Source organism: Desulfovibrio intestinivivus, from assembly GCF_053570665.1.
The window spans coordinates 1,087,512-1,106,357 of the sequence record NZ_JBRBQT010000001.1; the positions used below are offsets into that span (position 1 = coordinate 1,087,512).

Annotated in this window: 13 protein-coding genes; 3 read left to right on the forward strand and 10 right to left on the reverse strand. The window is 55.7% G+C overall.

Translation table 11 applies throughout. The annotated features are described in order from the left end of the window. Positions 1–83: 83 nt before the first annotated feature. The 10 genes from fmt to ACUZ9P_RS04650 all read right to left on the reverse strand — a co-directional run bounded on the left by fmt (position 84) and on the right by ACUZ9P_RS04650 (position 14,826). On the reverse strand, positions 84–998 hold the full coding sequence (gene fmt, locus ACUZ9P_RS04605; RefSeq protein WP_449248814.1) for a methionyl-tRNA formyltransferase: 915 nt from the start codon (positions 996–998) through the stop codon (positions 84–86). A gap of 75 nt (positions 999–1,073) precedes the next feature. After that, positions 1,074–1,592 carry a peptide deformylase gene (def, locus tag ACUZ9P_RS04610; protein WP_449248815.1) on the reverse strand — a complete coding sequence of 173 codons (519 nt, stop codon included), beginning with the start codon at positions 1,590–1,592 and terminating at the stop codon, positions 1,074–1,076. A gap of 15 nt (positions 1,593–1,607) precedes the next feature. Beyond that, positions 1,608–3,482: an aspartate--tRNA ligase gene (gene aspS, locus ACUZ9P_RS04615; protein WP_449248816.1), complete on the reverse strand. Its 1,875-nt coding sequence runs from the start codon at positions 3,480–3,482 to the stop codon at positions 1,608–1,610. After that, positions 3,475–4,731 (reverse strand): histidine--tRNA ligase, encoded by a 1,257-nt coding sequence (gene hisS, locus ACUZ9P_RS04620; RefSeq protein WP_449248817.1) that lies wholly within the window; start codon positions 4,729–4,731, stop codon positions 3,475–3,477. Before hisS ends, aspS begins: the two co-directional genes overlap by 8 nt. Positions 4,732–4,788: 57 nt before the next feature. After that, positions 4,789–6,192, reverse strand: coding sequence for an amidophosphoribosyltransferase (gene purF, locus ACUZ9P_RS04625; protein WP_449248818.1), 1,404 nt, complete (start codon positions 6,190–6,192; stop codon positions 4,789–4,791). 5 nt (positions 6,193–6,197) lie between these two features. Beyond that, the gene (locus ACUZ9P_RS04630) at positions 6,198–7,010 is read right to left on the reverse strand and encodes a tetratricopeptide repeat protein (RefSeq protein ID WP_298997751.1); all 813 of its coding nucleotides are present in this window, start codon (positions 7,008–7,010) and stop codon (positions 6,198–6,200) included. Positions 7,011–7,019: 9 nt separating this feature from the next. Next, positions 7,020–9,566, reverse strand: a complete 2,547-nt coding sequence (gene gyrA / locus ACUZ9P_RS04635; protein WP_449250236.1) for a DNA gyrase subunit A — start codon at positions 9,564–9,566, stop codon at positions 7,020–7,022. A 212-nt stretch (positions 9,567–9,778) separates the two neighbouring features. Then, a complete protein-coding gene (gene gyrB, locus ACUZ9P_RS04640) occupies positions 9,779–12,184 on the reverse strand; it encodes a DNA topoisomerase (ATP-hydrolyzing) subunit B (protein WP_449248819.1) in 2,406 nt (801 codons plus the stop codon). Continuing rightward, a complete protein-coding gene (dnaN, locus tag ACUZ9P_RS04645; protein WP_298997760.1) occupies positions 12,184–13,338 on the reverse strand; it encodes a DNA polymerase III subunit beta in 1,155 nt (384 codons plus the stop codon). Before dnaN ends, gyrB begins: the two co-directional genes overlap by 1 nt. Positions 13,339–13,488: 150 nt before the next feature. Beyond that, the gene (locus tag ACUZ9P_RS04650; RefSeq protein WP_449248820.1) at positions 13,489–14,826 is read right to left on the reverse strand and encodes a DnaA/Hda family protein; all 1,338 of its coding nucleotides are present in this window, start codon (positions 14,824–14,826) and stop codon (positions 13,489–13,491) included. A 359-nt stretch (positions 14,827–15,185) separates the two neighbouring features. Here ACUZ9P_RS04650 and ACUZ9P_RS04655 point away from each other — a divergent pair, with 359 nt between their 5' ends. The 3 genes from ACUZ9P_RS04655 to ACUZ9P_RS04665 all read left to right on the forward strand — a co-directional run bounded on the left by ACUZ9P_RS04655 (position 15,186) and on the right by ACUZ9P_RS04665 (position 18,751). After that, complete coding sequence (locus tag ACUZ9P_RS04655) at positions 15,186–16,694, forward strand: M23 family metallopeptidase (protein WP_449248821.1); 1,509 nt, start codon at positions 15,186–15,188, stop codon at positions 16,692–16,694. A 96-nt stretch (positions 16,695–16,790) separates the two neighbouring features. Next, positions 16,791–17,015 carry a hypothetical protein gene (locus tag ACUZ9P_RS04660; protein WP_449248822.1) on the forward strand — a complete coding sequence of 75 codons (225 nt, stop codon included), beginning with the start codon at positions 16,791–16,793 and terminating at the stop codon, positions 17,013–17,015. 239 nt (positions 17,016–17,254) lie between these two features. After that, the gene (locus tag ACUZ9P_RS04665; RefSeq protein ID WP_449248823.1) at positions 17,255–18,751 is read left to right on the forward strand and encodes a sigma 54-interacting transcriptional regulator; all 1,497 of its coding nucleotides are present in this window, start codon (positions 17,255–17,257) and stop codon (positions 18,749–18,751) included. The last annotated feature ends 95 nt before the right edge of the window (positions 18,752–18,846 follow it).

Genomic DNA, 18,846 nt, shown 5'->3' on the forward strand with positions numbered 1-18,846 from the left:
CTCGCAACGCGATGAGTAGGTCAAAAAAAGAAAAAACGAGGCTCAAAAGAGCCTCATTAAAAATACCCATTGCGGAAAAAACATCACTCCCCTGGTTCAGGAACTCTTGCCAGACCGCAAACTCCCTTGGGCAACCCGCGTAGCACTCCGTTGAGCAGATCGCGCGCGGACATTTCTTTTTTCCCCTGAGGCTTGACCGCAGAAAGTACATACCAGCAATCAGCGCAAGCAATGCTCAAACCGTCAGCATCGATCCGCAATGTGCCGGGGGCCTGCCCTTGTGCAGATTGCCCCACCCTGCCCGGGGCAAGAATGAGCGAAAGGGGGTCGCGTTGCTTGCCATCGGAGTCCACAGTTTCAAGCACAGTGCGCGCACCAGGCCACGGGGTAACACCCCGCACCCGCGCATGCACCTGCACAGCGGGAAGCGACCAGTCAATAAAACCGTCTTCCTTGGAAATTTTAGGGGCATGGGTGGCGAGAGCATCGTCCTGCTCCACTGCATGGGCCTTGCCGTCAAGGATATCGTCAAAAACGCGCACCAGCAGTTCTGCGCCAATGCCAGCAAGGGCATCGTGCAGAGAACCTGCCGTATGCTCGCCGATGGGCAGGCCATCTGTTGCAAAAACAGGCCCGGCATCAAGCTTGCGCACAATGCGCATGATGGAAATACCAGCCCGAGCACCTGGCTGCCAGCCTTCCATCACTGCCCGCTGAATAGGGGCAGCACCACGCAGGGCAGGCAAAAGCGAAGCATGAACATTGATGGTATCAAGCGTGGGCATGGCAAGGACAGCGTCTGGCAAAATAAGGCCATAGGCCGCCACAGCCAGCAGATCAGGCTTGAAAGCCGCCAGCTCCGCCTGAGCCTCGGCACCTTTCAGACTGGCGGGCTGCATGACAGGCAGGCCAAGCTGCAAGGCAAGCTTTTTGACTGGCGATTCCGCAAGTTTATGGCCGCGCCCTGCTGGTCTGTCCGGCTGGGTGTATACCGCCACAATTTCGCCGCGAGGCCAGGCCGCCCCCCCGTTTAGGGGGGGGGGCGGCGGCAAACTCGGGCGTTCCCATAAAGACTATACGGCACTTTTTCGTTTGAGCCATTTTTTCACCTTGCTGTCGTACAGGGTGCGGCGCAGCCGGCTTATTTTGTCAATAAACAGAATGCCGTCCAGATGGTCATATTCATGCTGGGTAATAATGGCCGGGAATTCGTCCAGATCTTCATCAATGATATTGCCGTCCAGATCCATTGCATGCAAATGCACATTGCTCATGCGCTTAACATCGGCCCTGTAGTTCATGGGAACAGAAAGGCAGCCTTCCTGTTCGCTCAGAACTTCTTCGCCAGAGAGGGTCAACACAGGGTTAATCAGCACCCTGGGCTGTTTTTCCTCGTCCTTCATGGCCGGATCCATCACAAGCATGCGGATGTTGCGCCCAACCTGCGGCGCAGCAAGGCCAACACCAGGCGCAGCGTACATGGTTTCAAGCATGTCGGCAGCAAGCTGGCGAATGTCGTCCGTCACCTCGGCAACAGGTTCGCAAACCTCTTTGAGCCTGGGGTCAGGATAGGTGACAATATCAAGAATCATGCAGACGTTCGCCTCCTACGCTTTGTCGGCTGTAGCGCCGTCCTTTTTCTGCTCTGCGCCGGGCACTTCACGCAAGCGCAGGCCGAGATCCCGCAACTGACGCGAAGACACCGGGGAAGGCGCGTTGGTCATGAGGCAGGTTGCCTTCTGCGTCTTGGGGAAGGCAATGACGTCACGGATGCTGGACGAACCAGAAAGCAGCATGACCAGACGGTCAAGACCAAAAGCCAAGCCACCATGAGGCGGCGCACCAAGATCAAGCGCCTGAATAAGGAAGCCGAACTGCTCTTCTGCCTGCTCAGGCGTGAAACCAAGGGCCTCAAACATACGGCGCTGCACTTCACCGGAGTGAATACGGATGGAACCGCCGCCCACTTCGCAGCCATTGAGCACCATATCATAGGCGCGGGCGCGGGCCTTGGCCGGGTCAGTAACCATCAGTTCCATATGACCGGGCGCAGGCGAGGTGAAGGGATGGTGGCAGGCCACATAGCGCTTTGCTTCCTCGTCGTATTCGTACAGCGGGAAGTCTGTAACCCAAAGGAAATTAAAGCTGTTTTCAGGTATCAGCTTCAGATGGTTGGCAAGATGCACACGCAGGTTGCCAAGGGCGGCGTTGACCATGGAAGCCTCGCCCGCCTGGAAAAAGACAATGTCGCCGACCTGGAGATCAAGCGCTTCCGCAATGCCCTTGCGTTCTTCGTCCGAAAGGAACTTGGCGATGGGCGACTGCCACTCGTCGGCCTTGATTTTGATCCAGGCCAGACCCTGAGCGCCATAAATCTTGACGAATTCGGTAAAGGCATCAATTTCCTTGCGGGTCATGGATTCACCGCCGGGAACTTTCATACCCTTGACCAGCTGCGCAGTGGCAAAAAGCTTGAAGCCGGAGCCGCGCACAATATCCGTAATATCCACAAGCTCAAGGCCAAAACGGGTGTCGGGCTTGTCCACGCCATAACGGGCCATGGCTTCGTCCCAAGGCATGCGGGGGAAGGGAAGAGTAAGGTCCTTACCCATCACATCCTTGAAAACGCGGGCCATGAGGCCTTCGGCAATGCCCATGACCTGTTCTTCATCGGCAAAGCTCATTTCAAGGTCTACCTGAGTGAATTCAGGCTGACGGTCAGCACGCAGGTCTTCATCGCGGAAGCAGCGCACGATCTGGAAGTAACGCTCCATACCGGCAACCATCAGCAGCTGTTTGAACAGCTGGGGAGACTGCGGCAAGGCGTAAAATTCACCGTTGTTCAAACGGCTGGGCACCAGAAAGTCGCGCGCACCTTCAGGGGTGGACTTGGTAAGCACCGGGGTTTCCACTTCCGTAAAGCCGTTGTCGTCCAGAAAACAGCGGGCAGCCTGCGAAACCTTGTGCCGCAGACGCAGATTGGCCTGCATGCGCGGACGGCGCAGATCAAGATAACGCCAGGTAAGGCGCAGGTTCTCACCAGCATCGCTGCGGTCTTCAATGGCGAAAGGCGGCGTCTTGGAAGTATTGAGCAACTTCCACTCATGGGCCACAATTTCAATCTGGCCAGTGACCATATTGGCGTTGACCATGCCTTCAGGGCGCGGACGCACCTTGCCCTTGACCGCAAGCACATATTCCGAACGCAGAATATGCGCGTTCTCGTGCGCTGAAGGAGCGATATCCGGGCTGAAAACAACCTGCGTGAGGCCGTCACGGTCGCGCAGGTCGACAAATATCAGGCCGCCGTGGTCGCGGCGATACTGCACCCAACCCATCAGGCAAACATCTTCACCATCATTGGTAATGGTCAACTGGCCGCAGGAATGGCTGCGCTGCCAGTCACCAAGCTCAGTGACAAATTTCTGGTGTTCGCGCTGCACATCCTGCTGCGCGTCCTGAGTCTGCATCTGTTCAGTCATTGTTGGTTCCCGTTTGCAAAAATTGGAGTACGCCTGACTGCGGCACAGAGCACTGCTCGCCGCTTTCAAGGTTTTTAACGACCACTGTGCCCTGAGCAGCTTCGTCAGGGCCAATAATCAGACAATGCCCGGCGCCGGACTTTCCAGCCTGACGCATAAGGCTTTTAAAGCCGCCTTCACTGAAATTCATTTCGCCAGAGAGCCCGGCGTCACGCAACTTCTGGGCAAGCTGCCAGCCCTGAGCGCGGCTTTGCGCGTCCATGGCAACCAGATAAAAATCGGCTGCCTGGCCACTGCCCTCGCCCATCATGAGGGCAAGGCGTTCCATGCCGCAGGCAAAGCCAACGCCAGGAACATCCGCCCCGCCAAGACTCTTCACAAGACCGTCATACCTGCCGCCGCCGGCCACAGCTGCCTGCGCGCCAATGCTGCCGCTTACGACCTCAAAAGTAGTGCGGCAATAGTAGTCAAGACCGCGCACAAGCCTGTGATCAAGCTCAAAGGCGAGCCCCTGACCTTGCAGCAGTTCCAGCACCGTATCAAAGTGGGCGCGGCATTCAGGGCAATTGTAATCAATAAGTTTGGGGGCATTGTCCGTAATGGCGCGGCAGCCGGGCTGCTTGCAGTCAAGCACGCGCAGGGGGTTGGTTTCCACCCTGCGGGCGCAGTCCGGGCAAAGGGCGTCCTTATCGACTCCGGCAAGATATTCGAGCAATGCAGCCTTGAATTTAGGGCGGCATTCCGAACAGCCAAGGGAATTGATCTTGAGCGTCAGGTCCGTAAGGCCAAGGTCTGACAAAAAGCGCAGCAGCATGCTGACCAGTTCTGCATCAGCCATGGGGCTGTGACTGCCAAGGCATTCACAGTTGATCTGGTGAAACTGGCGCATGCGGCCCTTTTGCGGGCGTTCGTAGCGGAACATGGGGCCGGTGGTGAACAGGCGGCTCACAGGCTCGCGGTTGGTCAGCCCGCTCTCGATATAGGCGCGCATAACGCCAGCCGTGGCTTCAGGCCGCAGGGTAAGCGAACGGCCCTTGCGGTCAGGAAAGGTATACATTTCCTTTTGCACCACATCGGTTTCCTCACCGATGGAACGACAAAAAAGCTCCGTAAATTCCAGCAGCGGCGTACGCAGTTCCACAAAACCGTAGCGCCCAAAAACCTGGCGCGCGGTATTTTCAATGCGCGTGAACTGGTCGCTGTCCGGCGGAAACATATCCGCAAAACCCTTGATACGTGCAATACTCATGGCTTCCTCATAAAAAACTGGCTGCCCTGACGTGCAAGACGGCGCGAAAGAAATGGTCTACCTGCTGGCGCAAGGGGATTCAAGGCTGAATTTTCCGACGCAATCGTCACAGGGCACAGGATATTCGCCAGTAAAGCAAGCCATGCAGAAATGCTGCGGCTTCCTCACGGAGCCGAGCAGCCCTGCTATGCTGAGATAATGCAGCGAATCAACATCCAGCTTGCGAGTTATTTCCGCCAGGCTGTGCTGGGCTGCAATAAGCTCCCCGCGCGAAGAAAAATCTATGCCGTAAAAGCAGGGAAACTTGACCGGCGGGCTGGAAATGCGGATGTGCACCTCTTTGGCCCCCAGCTCGCGGAGCTTTTTGACGCGCGTCATCATGGTGGTGCCGCGCACGATGCTGTCGTCAATAATGCAGATGCGCTTGCCCTCAATCATTTCGCGCACAGGGTTGATCTTAACCCGCACGCCAAAGCTGCGCATGCTCTGCGAAGGCTGGATAAAGGTACGCCCCACATAGTGGTTGCGGATCATGGCATGCTCATAGGGCAGGCCGGAGCGCTGGGCAAAACCAAGGGCGGGATAAATGCCCGAATCCGGAAAAGGCATCACATAATCCACTTCCGGCGCAGATTCGTCAGCCAGATTCCAGCCCATCTTTTTGCGGCACAAATAGACCTGCTCGTCAAAAATATAGGAGTCGGGCCGGGCAAAATAGACCAGCTCAAAAATACACTGGCGGGGCTTTTCGGGCAGCGGCCCCATCAGATGGTCGCTGCGCACGCTGTTGCCGTCAACGATGATCATTTCGCCCGGTTTCACAGAGCGTTCAAAATCGGCCTCAAGCAGATCAAAGGCGCATGTTTCAGAGGCGAACACGGGGCTGCCGTTCATGCGGCCAAAAGCAAGAGGATGGAAGCCGTGGGGATCACGCACCGCCACCATAACGCCGTCTACCATAACCAGCAGGCAGTACGCGCCGCGAACCCGGGCACAGGTTTCCTTGACTGCGCCAGGCAGGTCGTTGTGCCTGAGCGCGCGCACCAGCAGATGCATGAACACTTCAGTGTCGTTGCTGGTGGAAAATATGGCGCCTTCGTTCTCGAGGTCTTCGCGCAACTGCGCGGCATTGACCAGATTGCCGTTGTGCGCAAGCACCACATCCCGTCCCTTAAAATGGGCAAGGAAGGGCTGGGCATTACTGCTGGAGGAACGCCCGGTGGTGGAATAACGCACATGGCCTATGGCTGTTCTGCCGGTCAGAGCCTTGAGATGGGCCTCTGAAAAAACATCGGGCACAAGGCCCATACCCTTGTGTTCGTGTACGCCGTCGGTGTCAAAGGTAACTATGCCCGCGCTTTCCTGTCCGCGATGCTGCTGTGCATACAAACCGAAATAAGCCAGACGAGCCGCTTCCTCGTGGTCATAAATGCCGAATACGCCGCATTCGTGCTTGATCATAGGCCTTACTTCTTCAGTTTTTTGCGCAGATGCGCAATGCGATTATCGATGACCGACGGATTGGGATAATCGTCGCGGGCCAGTTCAAAGTTTTTCAGGGCTTCTTTTCCCTTACCGAGCTGTTCAAGGGCATCAGCCAGCAAATAGCCCGCCAGACCACGCAGAATTTTGTCCGGATCGCTGTCCAGTATCTGCTGGCAAAGGTCAGACACATCCTGCCAGCGTTCCCTTGCCATGTTCTGGTCGGCAAGGTCGTACATGCACATTATTTTGTCATGATCCGCCATGGGCAGAGCAAGACACTGCTGCAAGGTATCTTCGCCTGCGTCAAACCGACGCAGATTGAACTGCATGGCCGCCAGCCTGCGGTAACCATCAACAGTCTGCTCTGCCGACAACCCTGCAAGCCCTATATAAGCATTCCAGGCGTCCGCCGCACGGCCATAACGCCGCAAACCCTCGTTTACCTCGCCCATGCGCCGCAAAATAACGGCGCTTCTGGCGTCATTGTCTGCAAATTCCGCCAGCATGGTCTCAAGGCATTCAAGGGTGGCACGAGGTTCCTGCCCGGCGGCATTGAGCACCACCAGCAACTGCTGCCACGCTTCCCAACGCGAATCAGCATCCCGTGCCTCACGCAGATAACGCTCAAGCAGCCTTTCGGCAAGGGACCAATCACGCAAAGAAACTGCGGTGCGGGCTGCGGAAAGGTCATCGCCCACCATGCTCTGGTCTCTGCAAGCGCACAAAAAGCCAGCAAAAACGAGGCACAGACACAGGGTCAAACCCTTGCCGCAAACCCGCCGCAATATTTTCATCAGCTGTAGTTATTCTTCACCGTCATCGTCCGCACTGTCGTCAGCAAGCCCTTCGGGCTCGGCAACAACAGGCGCGGAAGCGACATCGGTCATATCGTCCTCGTCCATTTCGGCGCTGGCGTCCCTGCCGGTCTGCCCGCCTTCGTCCACACGGTCAAAGCCCACAACATGACCGCCTTCATCAAGACGCACGAGCATAACACCCATGGTAGCGCGGCCCTTGCTGCGCACATCGTCAACGCCGATGCGCACGATCTTGTTGGACGAAGTCAGCAGAATAAGCCCGTCGTTGTCGCGCACAGGCATGGCGCCGATCACAGGCCCGGTCTTGGCAGTCACCTTGAAGTTGATGATGCCCTTGCCGCCACGCGATTGCAGGCGATAGAGATCAACACTTGTGCGCTTGCCGTAACCGTTGGCGGAAATGGACATGATCTCGGTGGTCCGGTCGATATCCTTGACGATGACCGCCGCAACCACAAAGTCCTGTCTGCGCAGGGCAATGCCCTTGACGCCCGTGGCCACGCGGCCCATGGGCCGCACATCGTTGCAGGCAAAGCGGATGGAGAAACCGTCCGCCGTAGCCAGAACAATATGGTTATTGTCGCGAATGGGGCGCACCACCACAAGTTCATCGTCTTCACGCAGGCCAACGGCCATGAGGCCTGTCTTGCGGCACTTGGCGTACAACGAGGCGGAAGAACGCTTGATCATGCCTCTCTTGGTGATGAACATGAAAAACTTGTCTTCGGCGAATTCGCGCAGGGCAAGAACTGTCGTAACCCACTCGTTTTCTTCAAGGGGCAACAGGTTGTTGATATGCACGCCCTTGGCCGTGCGGCTGCCCTCCGGCACCTGATGCACCTTGAGCTGGTGCATGCGCCCCTTGTTGGTGAAGAGGCAGAGATACTGATGATTGGTGGTGGACAAAAATTCCTGCACATAGTCGTCATCCGATGTGTGCAGGGCCGCAATGCCCTTGCCGCCGCGTTTCTGCTGCTGATAGTTCTCAAGCCCAGTACGCTTCATGTAGCCACGGCGCGACAGCGTGATAACCACTTCTTCGTCAGGGATGAGATCTTCAATATCAATGTCGGTCAGGGCTTCGCGCAGCACTTCCGTACGGCGGGGAGTGGCAAAATTATCGCGGATTTCGGCAATCTCGCGCTTGAGTTCGCTGCGCAGCACTTCGGCATTTTCCAGAATGGAGCGATAAAATTCGATCTTTTGCAGCAGATCCTTGTATTCGTTCATCAGCTCTTCGCGCTGAAGACCTGTGAGGCGCTGCAAGCGCATTTCAAGAATGGCCTTGGCCTGCACTTCTGAAAACGCAAAGCGCTCCATCAGGGCATTACGGGCTTCTTCCGGATTGGCGGACGCGCGGATAAGGGCCACCACTTCATCGATATTGTCGATGGCGATGCGCAGACCTTCCAGAATATGCGCGCGGGCTTCGGCTTTTTCCAGATCGTAACGCGTGCGGCGGATGACCACCTCACGCCTGTGATCCACAAAGCAGGAAAGCGCCGTCTTGAGGTTCAGCAGCTGCGGGCGGTTGTCCACCACTGCCAGCATGTTGATGCCGAAGCTCGTTTCCAGCGGCGTGAACTTGTACAGGGCGTTGACCACAATGTCGGGGATGGTGCCGCGCTTGAGGTCAATAACAATGCGTATGCCCTTGCGGTCGGATTCATCGCGCAGGTCGGTGATGCCGTCAATCTTGCGGTCATTGACCAGAGCCGCGATTTTTTCCACCAGCGAGCTTTTGTTAAGCCCAAAGGGAATCTCGCGGATAACGATGCTCTGCGCGCCCTTTTTGCGGTCTTCAATTTCAATGCGCCCACGCACCTTAACCGTGCCGCGCCCGGTGTGGTAGGCATCGTACAGGCCTTTGCCCGCGTAGACAAAACCCCTGGTGGGAAAGTCCGGCCCTTTCACATAATCCATGAGTTCATCGATGCTGCACTGCGGGTTATCCAGCAGCAGTTGCAGGGCATCGCACAGTTCACCCAGGTTGTGGGGCGGAATATTGGTGGCCATACCCACGGCAATACCCGAGCTGCCGTTGAGCAGCAGGTTGGGAACCTTGCTCGGCATGACCGTAGGTTCCTGAAGGGTGTTGTCGTAGTTGGGGCGAAAATCCACGGTGTTCTTGTCCAGGTCGTTCAAAAACTCCTGGGCAAGCTTGGACATGCGCACTTCGGTATAACGCATGGCAGCAGCGGCATCACCATCAATGGAGCCGAAGTTGCCCTGCCCGTCCACCAGAGGATCGCGCATGGAAAATTCCTGCGCCATACGCACCAGCGCGTCATACACGGCAGAGTCGCCATGCGGGTGATATTTACCGATGACGTCACCGACGATACGCGCGGATTTTTTGTGCGGACGGTTGTAGTTGTTGGCAAGCTCGTACTGCGCAAAAAGAATACGCCTGTGAACCGGCTTAAGGCCATCGCGCGCGTCCGGGATGGCGCGCCCGATAATGACCGAAAGGGAATACTCCAGATACGATTTGCGGAGTTCTGTTTCAATGCTGATCTGCGGCTGCTGCATATCTGCCACTGCGGGCCTCGCTGCTGTTATTTCGGGGCTGGAAGGGCAAGCCCTCCTGATACAAAGGGTCTTGGCCCTGCTGCATCCCCATTTTACGTGTCATGCGGCGAAAAACCTTGTTAAAAATCCGGCTTTTCGCTTCACGCTATTGATATATTCACAGGAAACTCTGTGGAATTTCCCTGTACGGGCAGCTCCACAGAGTTTTCCCTTTAAATATCCAGATCCTGTACGGCCAGGGCGTTGCGCTCGATAAAATCGCGGCGCGGTTCCACACGGTCGCCCATAAGCTCCACAAAAGCGTCAGAAGCTTCATTGGCATCTTCCACCGCAACTTGCAGGAGCACGCGATTTTCTGGGTTCATGGTGGTCACCCAGAGCTGGTCGGGGTTCATTTCACCAAGACCCTTGTAGCGCTGGATGTTGATGCCCTTACGGGCTTCATCAAGCACCATGCGCATGAGCGTAAACAAGTCCTCTGTGGCAACTTCGCCGTCCTTTTTGCGCAGGGTAAAGGCAAAAGAGCCGCACTGCTGGCGCAGTTCGTCAAAGAGCTGCCAGCCTTGCTTGTAAAGGCGGGAAGAAAAGAACTCCATGCCCCTGCGGGTATGGTGCCCGCCGGTATTTTCAAACACGGCAAACAGGCGTTCTTCCTCGTCTTCGCTCTTTTCCCTCTCAAGGGTAAGCATGTAACCGTGACCGTTAAGCCATTCGGTGAGCTCGCTGTCCTGATTTTCAAGGCTCTGGGCATCAATCTGCTTTTCATGGGTCACAAGGGCCATGAAGAGATCACGCGGAGTGCCGGACATTTCGGCATCGTTCACGCGTCCTTCGGCCTTTTCAATGTGCTCCATGAGGCGGATGAGTTCCTTGCCGCTGAATTCCTTGCCGTTGGAGGCCACCACGGTCACGTCTTCGCTCACGCGGGTGAGCAGAAATTCGTTGAGCGCGGGGTCGTCCTTGATAAACTTTTCCATGCGCGAATTGTGCACACGGTACAGAGGCGGCTGCGCGATGTAGACAAAGCCGCGCTCCACCATTTCCTGATACTGCCTGAAGAAAAAGGTCAGCAGCAGGGTGCGGATGTGCGCTCCGTCCACGTCGGCGTCTGTCATGATGATGATTTTATGGTAACGCAGCTTGTCGAGGTCTGTATCTTCCTCGCCAATGCCAGCGCCCATGGCGGTGATCAGCGCCTTTACTTCCTTGTTGGCAAGCATCTTGTCAAAACGGGTGCGTTCCGTGTTCAGAATTTTGCCGCGCAAGGGCAAAATAGCCTGATTTTTGGGATTACGCCCCTGCTTTGCTGAACCGCCTGCCGAATCACCTTCCACGATGAACAGTTCGGATTCAACGGGATCCTTGCTCTGGCAGTCGGCCAGTTTGCCGGGCAGCGAGTTGTCGGACAACGCGCCTTTGCGGCGGACAAGTTCCTTGGCGCGGCGGGCGGCGTCTCGCGCCCGTGAGGCATCCACGGCTTTTTCGATAATGAGGCGGATATCCTTGGGATTCTCCTCAAAATACACATTCAGGCGGTCATAAACCACACCGGCAACAAGACCAGCAATCTCGCTGTTGCCGAGCTTGGTCTTGGTCTGCCCTTCAAACTGCGGCTGGGGCAGCTTGACGCTGATAACGGCAGTGAGACCCTCGCGCACGTCATCACCAGACAGCGAGGTGTTCTTCATCTTTTTGACCAGGTCAGCCTGGCCCTTGATGTAGCCGTTGATGGCGCGCGTGAGCGCAGTGCGGAAGCCCACAAGGTGGGTGCCGCCTTCCTTGGTGCGGATATTGTTGGCAAAGGTGAAAATGTTTTCCTTGTAGCCCGCATTGTACTGCAAGGCAAAATCTACGGTAACATTATCAACAATGCCTTCACCAAAGATGATGGGGTGAATGCCCTGTTCGCCGGAGTTGAGGTCGCCCACAAACTGGCGAATGCCTCCCTCGGCGTGGAACACATGGGTTTCGCCAATGCGCTCGTCGATGCACTCGATGGTCAGGCCTTTGTTAAGATAGGCCAGCTCCTCGAAGCGCTTCTTCAATGTTTCATATGAAAACTCGAGAACTTCAAAAATCTCTTCATCAGGTTTGAAGCGAACGGTGGTGCCGTGCCCTTCAACGAAGCCCTCGCTGATAACCACCAGTTCGTCCTGAGGTACGCCACGGGCGTAGTGCTGACGGTAGCGTTTGCCATTACGGCGCACAGTGACGGTAAGCTCTTCAGAAAGGGCGTTGACGCAGGAAACACCCACGCCGTGCAGACCGCCCGAAACTTTGTAGCTCGAGTTGTCGAACTTGCCGCCAGCGTGCAGCTTGGTCATGACCACCTGCACGGCGGGCACGCCTTCCTTGGGATGGATATCCACAGGGATGCCGCGCCCGTCATCGCGAACAGTCACGCTGTTGTCAGCATGCAGAATAACAGTGACCCGCGAACAGAAGCCGGCCATGGCTTCGTCAATGGAGTTGTCCACTACCTCGTACACCAGATGGTGCAGGCCGCGCGCGTCTGTAGAACCTATGTACATGGCCGGGCGCTTGCGCACAGCCGACAGGCCTTCCAGAATGGTAATGGAAGAGGCGTTGTACCCGCCGTTGCCGGTTTCAGGAGCCATTAAACGTCTTCCTCGCTATAGTAGGTCGTTTCAGAAACCTTCATGGGCATGATGATAACGGTATAGTCGGCATCATCGGCGCCGCGGATACCGCAGGGGCCTTCAGAGCCGGTAAGCATCATGTCGATCTTTGCAGAAACAAAGTGTCCCAACACGTCAAGCAGGTTGCGCGTGGGGAAGGCAATGCGTTTTATATCGCCATTATAAGCAACTTCAAGGCTTTCATTGGCCGAGCCCACATCTTGCCCCTGGGCGGAAAGCAATGCTTCCCCGGCAGAAAGATCCATGTAGGTGCAGCGGTCGCTCTCGGTATTAAAAATAAGAATACGGCCGAGCGCTTCAATGGCTTCCTTGCGGGCAAGAGTCATGGGGTGCATGTCTTCGCTGGCAAGCTTGCTCATGAAGATGTTGTAATCAGGGTATTCGTGGGCAGCGCGAGGCAGGCTGAGCGTTTCAGCGCCATCAAGGCTGCGCAGATACAGGCGCTTGTCGGTGATGTTCAGTTCAATCTCATCCAGACCAAGCCATTTTTTGATGTCCGCCAGATATTTCTTCTGGATCAGCATACCCGCTTCAGGCAGGCGTTCGGCCAGCTCGTCATGGGTAAAGGAAACAAGGGCAAACTGGTGGCCATTGAGACCGCACACATCAATGCGTCCGTTGCCGCGCGGCTTCATGCACAGGCAGGCAATGGCGTCCATGGCGTCGTCATCGCTGATGCAAAAGCCCACCTTGTCCAGAATGTCCTGCAAAAAGTCGCCAGACCAGGTGACGGCGTTTTCAGCAGGAAAGGCAGAAAAATTCTGAAACCACTCCGCCCCGCTCACAGGCAGTTTGTAGGTGCGTCGTCCCTGCTCCAAAAGCAGATTGCCAGAAGCTTCATCAAGGGTGAGGTGCAGAACACCCGTGGGCAACTGACGCACAAGATCCACAAAAGCCCTGCCCTGAACGCCTATAAGGCCAGGAGCGGCTACTTCAGCAGGATAACGCCCCGTAAATTCAATGTTGGCGTCCGTGGACATGACTGAAAGGCTGCCTTCTTCAGCCTTGAGCCAGATGGAGCGCAGATACTGCGCCCCTGCCTTGGCAGGAATGATGGCAGCTGCCTTCAGCAGGCCTTCGATGATCTGCTCTTTGTTTACAGTAAGTTTCATATGTTTTTTCCTTACTATTATAGTCGTCTGTGTCTATGTTCTTAAGACAGCTAACGTACTTTTATTATTGAAAAATCAAGTGAACACTCCAACACCGTCCAAGGAAACGCCGGGAACATTTTCCCGTATTTTCGCCCGGTTGGCGGGCTGCTATTGTGCCTTGAGCTCCAGCTCTGTCACTAGTTGTTGGAGCGTTTTGTCACTAACTAGGATTTTCTTAATTTTTTTAATGGCATATATGACAGTGCTATGGTCTTTTCCGCCAAAGGCCCGTCCAAGTTCCGGGTAGGAAAGACCCAGCTTGCGCCTGCATATATACATGGAAACCTGCCGCGCCAGCACGAGGTCTGGTCGGCGTTTGCCGCCAAGCACGTCTTCGGGCCGCAGATTCATGGCCCGGGCCACTACGCCAAGAATTTCCAGACAGCCTGGCGTTTTGTCGGCCACGCCCGTGCGCACAATGTTTTCAAGGTCTGTCTGCGACAATTCGCACCCTGTAACGGAACAAAAGGCCGCCACCTTGAGCAGCAGCCCCTGCAGCAGACGAAACTGCGAACAGCGCTGGGCAATGAACAGCAGCTGTTCCCGAGAGAGGTTCATGTGCCGTTCTTTGCTCATGGCCTGCAGGTAGCGCATACGCACATCAAGATCAGGCTCCATGAGTTCTACCACAAGCCCGCTTTCTAGGCGCGAACGCAAACGTTCGTCCAGAGACTTGAGAGCCTGCGGTTGACCCGTGCAGGCAAAGACCATCTGTCCTGGCTTGCCGTCTTGCCCGCCGCTGCGCGGGCAGGCATCCATGCACGATACCAGTTTGCGTTGCCAGGCCGACTGGCCGGCAAGATCCTGAATATCGTCCAGCAGCAGAACATCGCACTGTTGCCAGAAAATTTCCGGCCTGCGCACCCATGCCGGATTGTCTGCGCAAAAGCGCGCAGCCGCAGCAATAATTACGCGGCTGCCTGTATGCCCTTCTGCCAGGGTGGCTGCCATGGATCGCAAAATATGGCTTTTGCCTGTACCGCTGTGCCCACAGAGCAGAAAAGGATTGTAGGCCACATCGGCGCGCCTTTCTGCAATCTCCTTGGCGGCAGCCAGGGGAAAGGCATTTTTTGCATTGGCAATAAATGCTGTGAAGGCATCATTTTCAATTCTGGGCGCTGCGGGGGTATCCGTGCGCACCATAAAATTTTGCCTGTTCTGATCGGCAGTTTTTTGCTCCACATGCGGGAACGGCCATGTCTGCGCGTGCCCCAGGGTGGGCTGTTCGTATACTATTTGCGGGAGCTTTTTGTCGGCAAAGCGGCAGGAAAGCGCCTGTTCAAAAAGATCGCGCTTTTGCTGGTTGAACCACGCGGCAAAATAAAAGTGGGGAAAGCCGACGGTTAGTGTATCGCCTTCATGGCACAGGGTAAGGGATTCCAGCCAGTCTCCCCTGTCGTTGGCCTTTTGCTGTGCCAGTATGTCCTGCAACTCGTTTTTCAGCATAGCGTATGTGGCCTGTCCATAGGCCTGTGGATAACTGTTTCCTCCGGGGCATTGCGTCAGAACATGCCGGCATTTCAGGCAGGGCCCACAGGCCTTGTTTACCGGATTTGGCGCGGTTCTCGCCATGAAGGAACAAAGAGCATGCATACCATAAAGCTGAATATGAAACAAGTGCCGACATATTCAATGGCCTCCAGGCTTACCCTCCGGCGTTGAAAAACAGAGGCGAGCAATGATACCGGTCAAAGGCATGGATACAGTTTTTATAATATACTGCATTACCTGTTAAAATCTGTGTAAAACCTCACTGCCTGTTAAGGCGGCTGGACAAGGAACACCACGGCAGGTATACGTTTGCAATGTTTTTGCACACGAAGATTCGCTGGATACTGGTCGCGGCCCTGTTTCTGCTTTTTGCAGGTTTGTTTGCCTGGGAAAAGGGCTGGCTCCCGTTTGATCAGTTGCAAGCTGACATCCCCGTTGCGGGCGAGCAGTCTTCTACTGATCAGGCAGCGTCTGCCGACGGCGGGGAGGATCCTGCCAATGTTTTCAAAGCCCAGGGGGCAGAAGCAACCTCTCAGACCAATATCGCGGAAGGTGACGGAAATACAGGAGCAGACCTGACGCAATCCGCTACGTCCGACGCTGCAAATCCAGATGAAGAATCTGTCGCCCCTGGCGAGGAAGTGGTCAAAGGCACGGTTGAGAAAGGTGATACTGTCACTAAAATTCTTGCCGGGGCAGACAGCCAGGCCGTGCAGGATTATATAAGCGCCGCGCGCCGAGTGTTTTCCATGCGGGCTTTTCGCGATGGTCAGCCCTACGTGGTTGTGACCGATGCCGCCACGGGCAAGGTAAAGCGTTTTGAATACGAAATAGACAGCCGCCGCCGTCTGGTGGTGGAGGGCATGGAACAGCCCGTGGCCAGGGTGGAGGCCATTGAATATGTCACCCTGCTCACCACGATGAGCGCCACCATTGACGACAATCTTTTTCAGGCAGTGGCTGATGCCGGGGAAAGCCCGCAAATGGCCCTCAAGCTGGCAGAGCTTTTTGGTTCGGAAATCAACTTTATCCGTGATCTGCAGGAAGGCGATTCTTTCTCGGTGCTGGTTGAAAAGCGCTATCGTGAGGGCGAATACAAGGGCTATGGCCGTATTCTGACCGCGCATTTCACCAACAAGGGTAAAACCTTTGAGGCCTACCTGTTCCGCGAAGGAAACAAGGCCGCCAGTTATTATAACAGCAAGGGCGAAAACGTCCGCAAATCATTGCTACAGGCTCCCCTGGCATTCACGCGCGTGACCTCGCGCTTTACAAAAAACCGGCTCCATCCCATATTGGGGTATAGCAGACCACACGAAGGTGTGGACTATGCCGCTCCCACTGGTACGCCTGTCAAGGCTGTGGGTGAAGGTGTGGTTACGCAGCGTGGCTGGGCTGGCGGCTACGGCAACCAGATTATTGTGCGTCATGGCGGCGGGTTGGAGTCTTTGTACGCGCATTTATCCGGCTATGCCCGAGGTCTGCAAAGTGGGCAGAAGGTGCGTCAGGGGCAGGTTATTGGTTTTGTGGGCATGACGGGCCTTGCCACTGGACCGCATCTTGATTTCAGGCTGCGGCAGAATGGCAAATTCGTAAATCCCGCCAAGGCCATTAACCCCAGAGGCGAACCGGTCAGCAAGAGCGCCATGAGCGCCTTTGAAAAAATTATGGCTGTGGAGCTGGCAGCGCTTAAGGGAGAAAAAACTTTTCCCGAGTATACTGTGGACAGCATTGTGGTCGACAAGGTGGATATGCCGCAGCCCGAAACACCATCCGAGCCGGAACACAAGGCCGAAAAGCGCAAAAAAAAGCATAAAAACTAGTTTATTTGCAGCTCGCAAAGTTTTTTCCGACAGGCCTGCCATATCTCGGTAAATGGATGCTCGGCTTTGTGGCGGATTTTCCGCCCAGGGGGCTTTATGACATACTATGACCCAGCATCCGGGCTTTCTGTTACCGTGCTGCCGGGTTCGCCCGGCAACCCGGATGCCATTACGTACTACCCCTCTATTATCAACGATTCTACGGCAGCTGCGGAAGCCCTGCTCGTGGAAGAAAGCGCCAAATCCTTCATGCAGAGTCAGTGGCGGCTGGCCGCCTCCAACATGGTAGGGATTGGCGTTATTGCCAGCGGTTGGGCCTGATCTGGTTTGTCCCGGATATTTTAATATAATATTAATTATTTAAGTATGTTATATAAAAAATATAACATACTGACCTGTTGTCATGCCGACATTCCAAGGCAGGTACTTGCCCAAGTAACAGCCAAATCTAGCTGAAGGTTACACTGTTTTCCCATCATTTTTGCTGCAAGTGGCCGAACATGGCCTGTTTTTGGCCTTGGCGGTTGCATTGTGAAGCGCGAAACGATACACAAATTCTCATGTCATCGCGCCGTCTTCTTTTTCTTACCCCCGCTCAGGCAGTCACTGCCGTCTTTCCTGCGTTGCGAAATGCGGGCTATGAGCTCGGCATTGCAGAAAATCTCAAGGGCGCTTCTGTTTTTATAAAAAAATCCGGGCCGGACGTGATTTTCTCACGCCCCACATTGCCGGGTTTTCGTGTGGAAGATCTGCTTGCTGTTGGCGCGGAAGACCCTAATTTTCCCCCTGTCATAGTTATTACGGACAAAGGCAGCCCTGAAGAGGCCGAAAGGCTCATGGGGCTGGGCGCGCGCGATTACTGGCTAGAACCGCTGGACGTGGACCGCGTCGCCGCTGTGGCAGGTCAGAAGCGCAAGACTGCCCCGGTTCCGGCAGTGTCCACTCTTGGTGGGCACAAGGCCCGCCACGAAGGCTCTGGCCCGCGTATTGTGGGCGAGCACCCGGCCATTGCCCGTGTGCTGCAACTGGCCCGCCAGGTGGCTGGATCGCGGGCTACAGTGCTGATTACCGGGGAATCGGGTACTGGTAAGGAAATGTTTGCCCGTTATCTGCATGCCATGAGCAAGCGCGCAGAGCAGGCTTTTGTGGCCGTTAACTGCGCCGCCCTGCCGGAACATCTGCTTGAGAGCGAGCTTTTTGGGCACGAGAAAGGCGCTTTCACTGGCGCCATTGCACGCAAGCCCGGCAAGTTTGAGCTTGCCGATGGCGGCACCCTCCTGCTTGATGAAATTTCTGAGATGGATATGGCCTTGCAGGCGAAGCTCCTCCGTGTGCTTCAGGAGGGCGAGATCGACCGCGTGGGCGGCACCGAAACCATCAAGGTTGATGTGCGCGTGCTTGCCACCACCAACCGCGATCTTGAAGGCTGGGTAAAAGAGGGCAAGTTCCGTCAGGACTTGTATTTTCGGCTGAACGTTATTCCTTTGCGTCTGCCTTCATTGCGCGAGCGCGGGGATGACGTGCTGGAACTGGCCAGATTTTTCATAGGCATGTATACGCGTGAATACCAGTTGCCTGCCGCCCCCCTTTCTGAAAGCGCTATTGCCTGGTTGCAGCAGTATGACTTTCCCGGCAATGTGCGCGAACTGCAAAACCTGATGGAACGCGCAGTGCTGCTTGCTAACGGCAGGCCTGTTGAGCCCTGCCATTTTCTGCTTGAGAATGAAGACTGGCCGCTGTTTGAAGAAGAGGCTCCCCAGTCGACTGCTCTGGTGGAAGAAGCCCATGCCAACGCGCTGGCGGCTTCTGCGGCTGTTCAGGATGTTGATGCGCCCCGCTCCGGCGAGTACGCCCCGGCAACGGGCGTATCGGCTGGAGACAACCGCATGCAGGGCGCTGTGATTCCTCTGCATGAGATGGAGCGCATCATGATTTTCAAGGGGCTGGAGGTAACCTCCGGCAACCGTACGCAGGCAGCCGATCTGTTGGGTATTTCAGTGCGCACGCTGCGCAACAAGCTGAACGAATACCGAGCTGCCGGGCACCCCATCGACTGATTTTGTCCGGATAACTTTCTCAGACAAATATAAAAACGCCCGCTGATGCGGGCGTTTTGCGTTCCGTGCGCTGGTTGGCGTCTCAATTCCAAGGT

Excerpts from the sequence above, each read along its gene's own strand:
- def (WP_449248815.1), bottom strand. The coding sequence starts at position 1,592 with ATGATTCTTGATATTGTCACCTATCCTGACCCCAGGCTCAAAGAGGTT.
- aspS (WP_449248816.1), bottom strand. The coding sequence starts at position 3,482 with ATGACTGAACAGATGCAGACTCAGGACGCGCAGCAGGATGTGCAGCGC.
- hisS (WP_449248817.1), bottom strand. The coding sequence starts at position 4,731 with ATGAGTATTGCACGTATCAAGGGTTTTGCGGATATGTTTCCGCCGGAC.
- purF (WP_449248818.1), bottom strand. The coding sequence starts at position 6,192 with ATGATCAAGCACGAATGCGGCGTATTCGGCATTTATGACCACGAGGAA.
- ACUZ9P_RS04630 (WP_298997751.1), bottom strand. The coding sequence starts at position 7,010 with ATGAAAATATTGCGGCGGGTTTGCGGCAAGGGTTTGACCCTGTGTCTG.
- gyrA (WP_449250236.1), bottom strand. The coding sequence starts at position 9,566 with ATGCAGCAGCCGCAGATCAGCATTGAAACAGAACTCCGCAAATCGTAT.
- gyrB (WP_449248819.1), bottom strand. The coding sequence starts at position 12,184 with ATGGCTCCTGAAACCGGCAACGGCGGGTACAACGCCTCTTCCATTACC.
- dnaN (WP_298997760.1), bottom strand. The coding sequence starts at position 13,338 with ATGAAACTTACTGTAAACAAAGAGCAGATCATCGAAGGCCTGCTGAAG.
- ACUZ9P_RS04650 (WP_449248820.1), bottom strand. The coding sequence starts at position 14,826 with ATGCTGAAAAACGAGTTGCAGGACATACTGGCACAGCAAAAGGCCAAC.
- ACUZ9P_RS04655 (WP_449248821.1), top strand. The coding sequence starts at position 15,186 with ATGTTTTTGCACACGAAGATTCGCTGGATACTGGTCGCGGCCCTGTTT.
- ACUZ9P_RS04660 (WP_449248822.1), top strand. The coding sequence starts at position 16,791 with ATGACATACTATGACCCAGCATCCGGGCTTTCTGTTACCGTGCTGCCG.
- ACUZ9P_RS04665 (WP_449248823.1), top strand. The coding sequence starts at position 17,255 with ATGTCATCGCGCCGTCTTCTTTTTCTTACCCCCGCTCAGGCAGTCACT.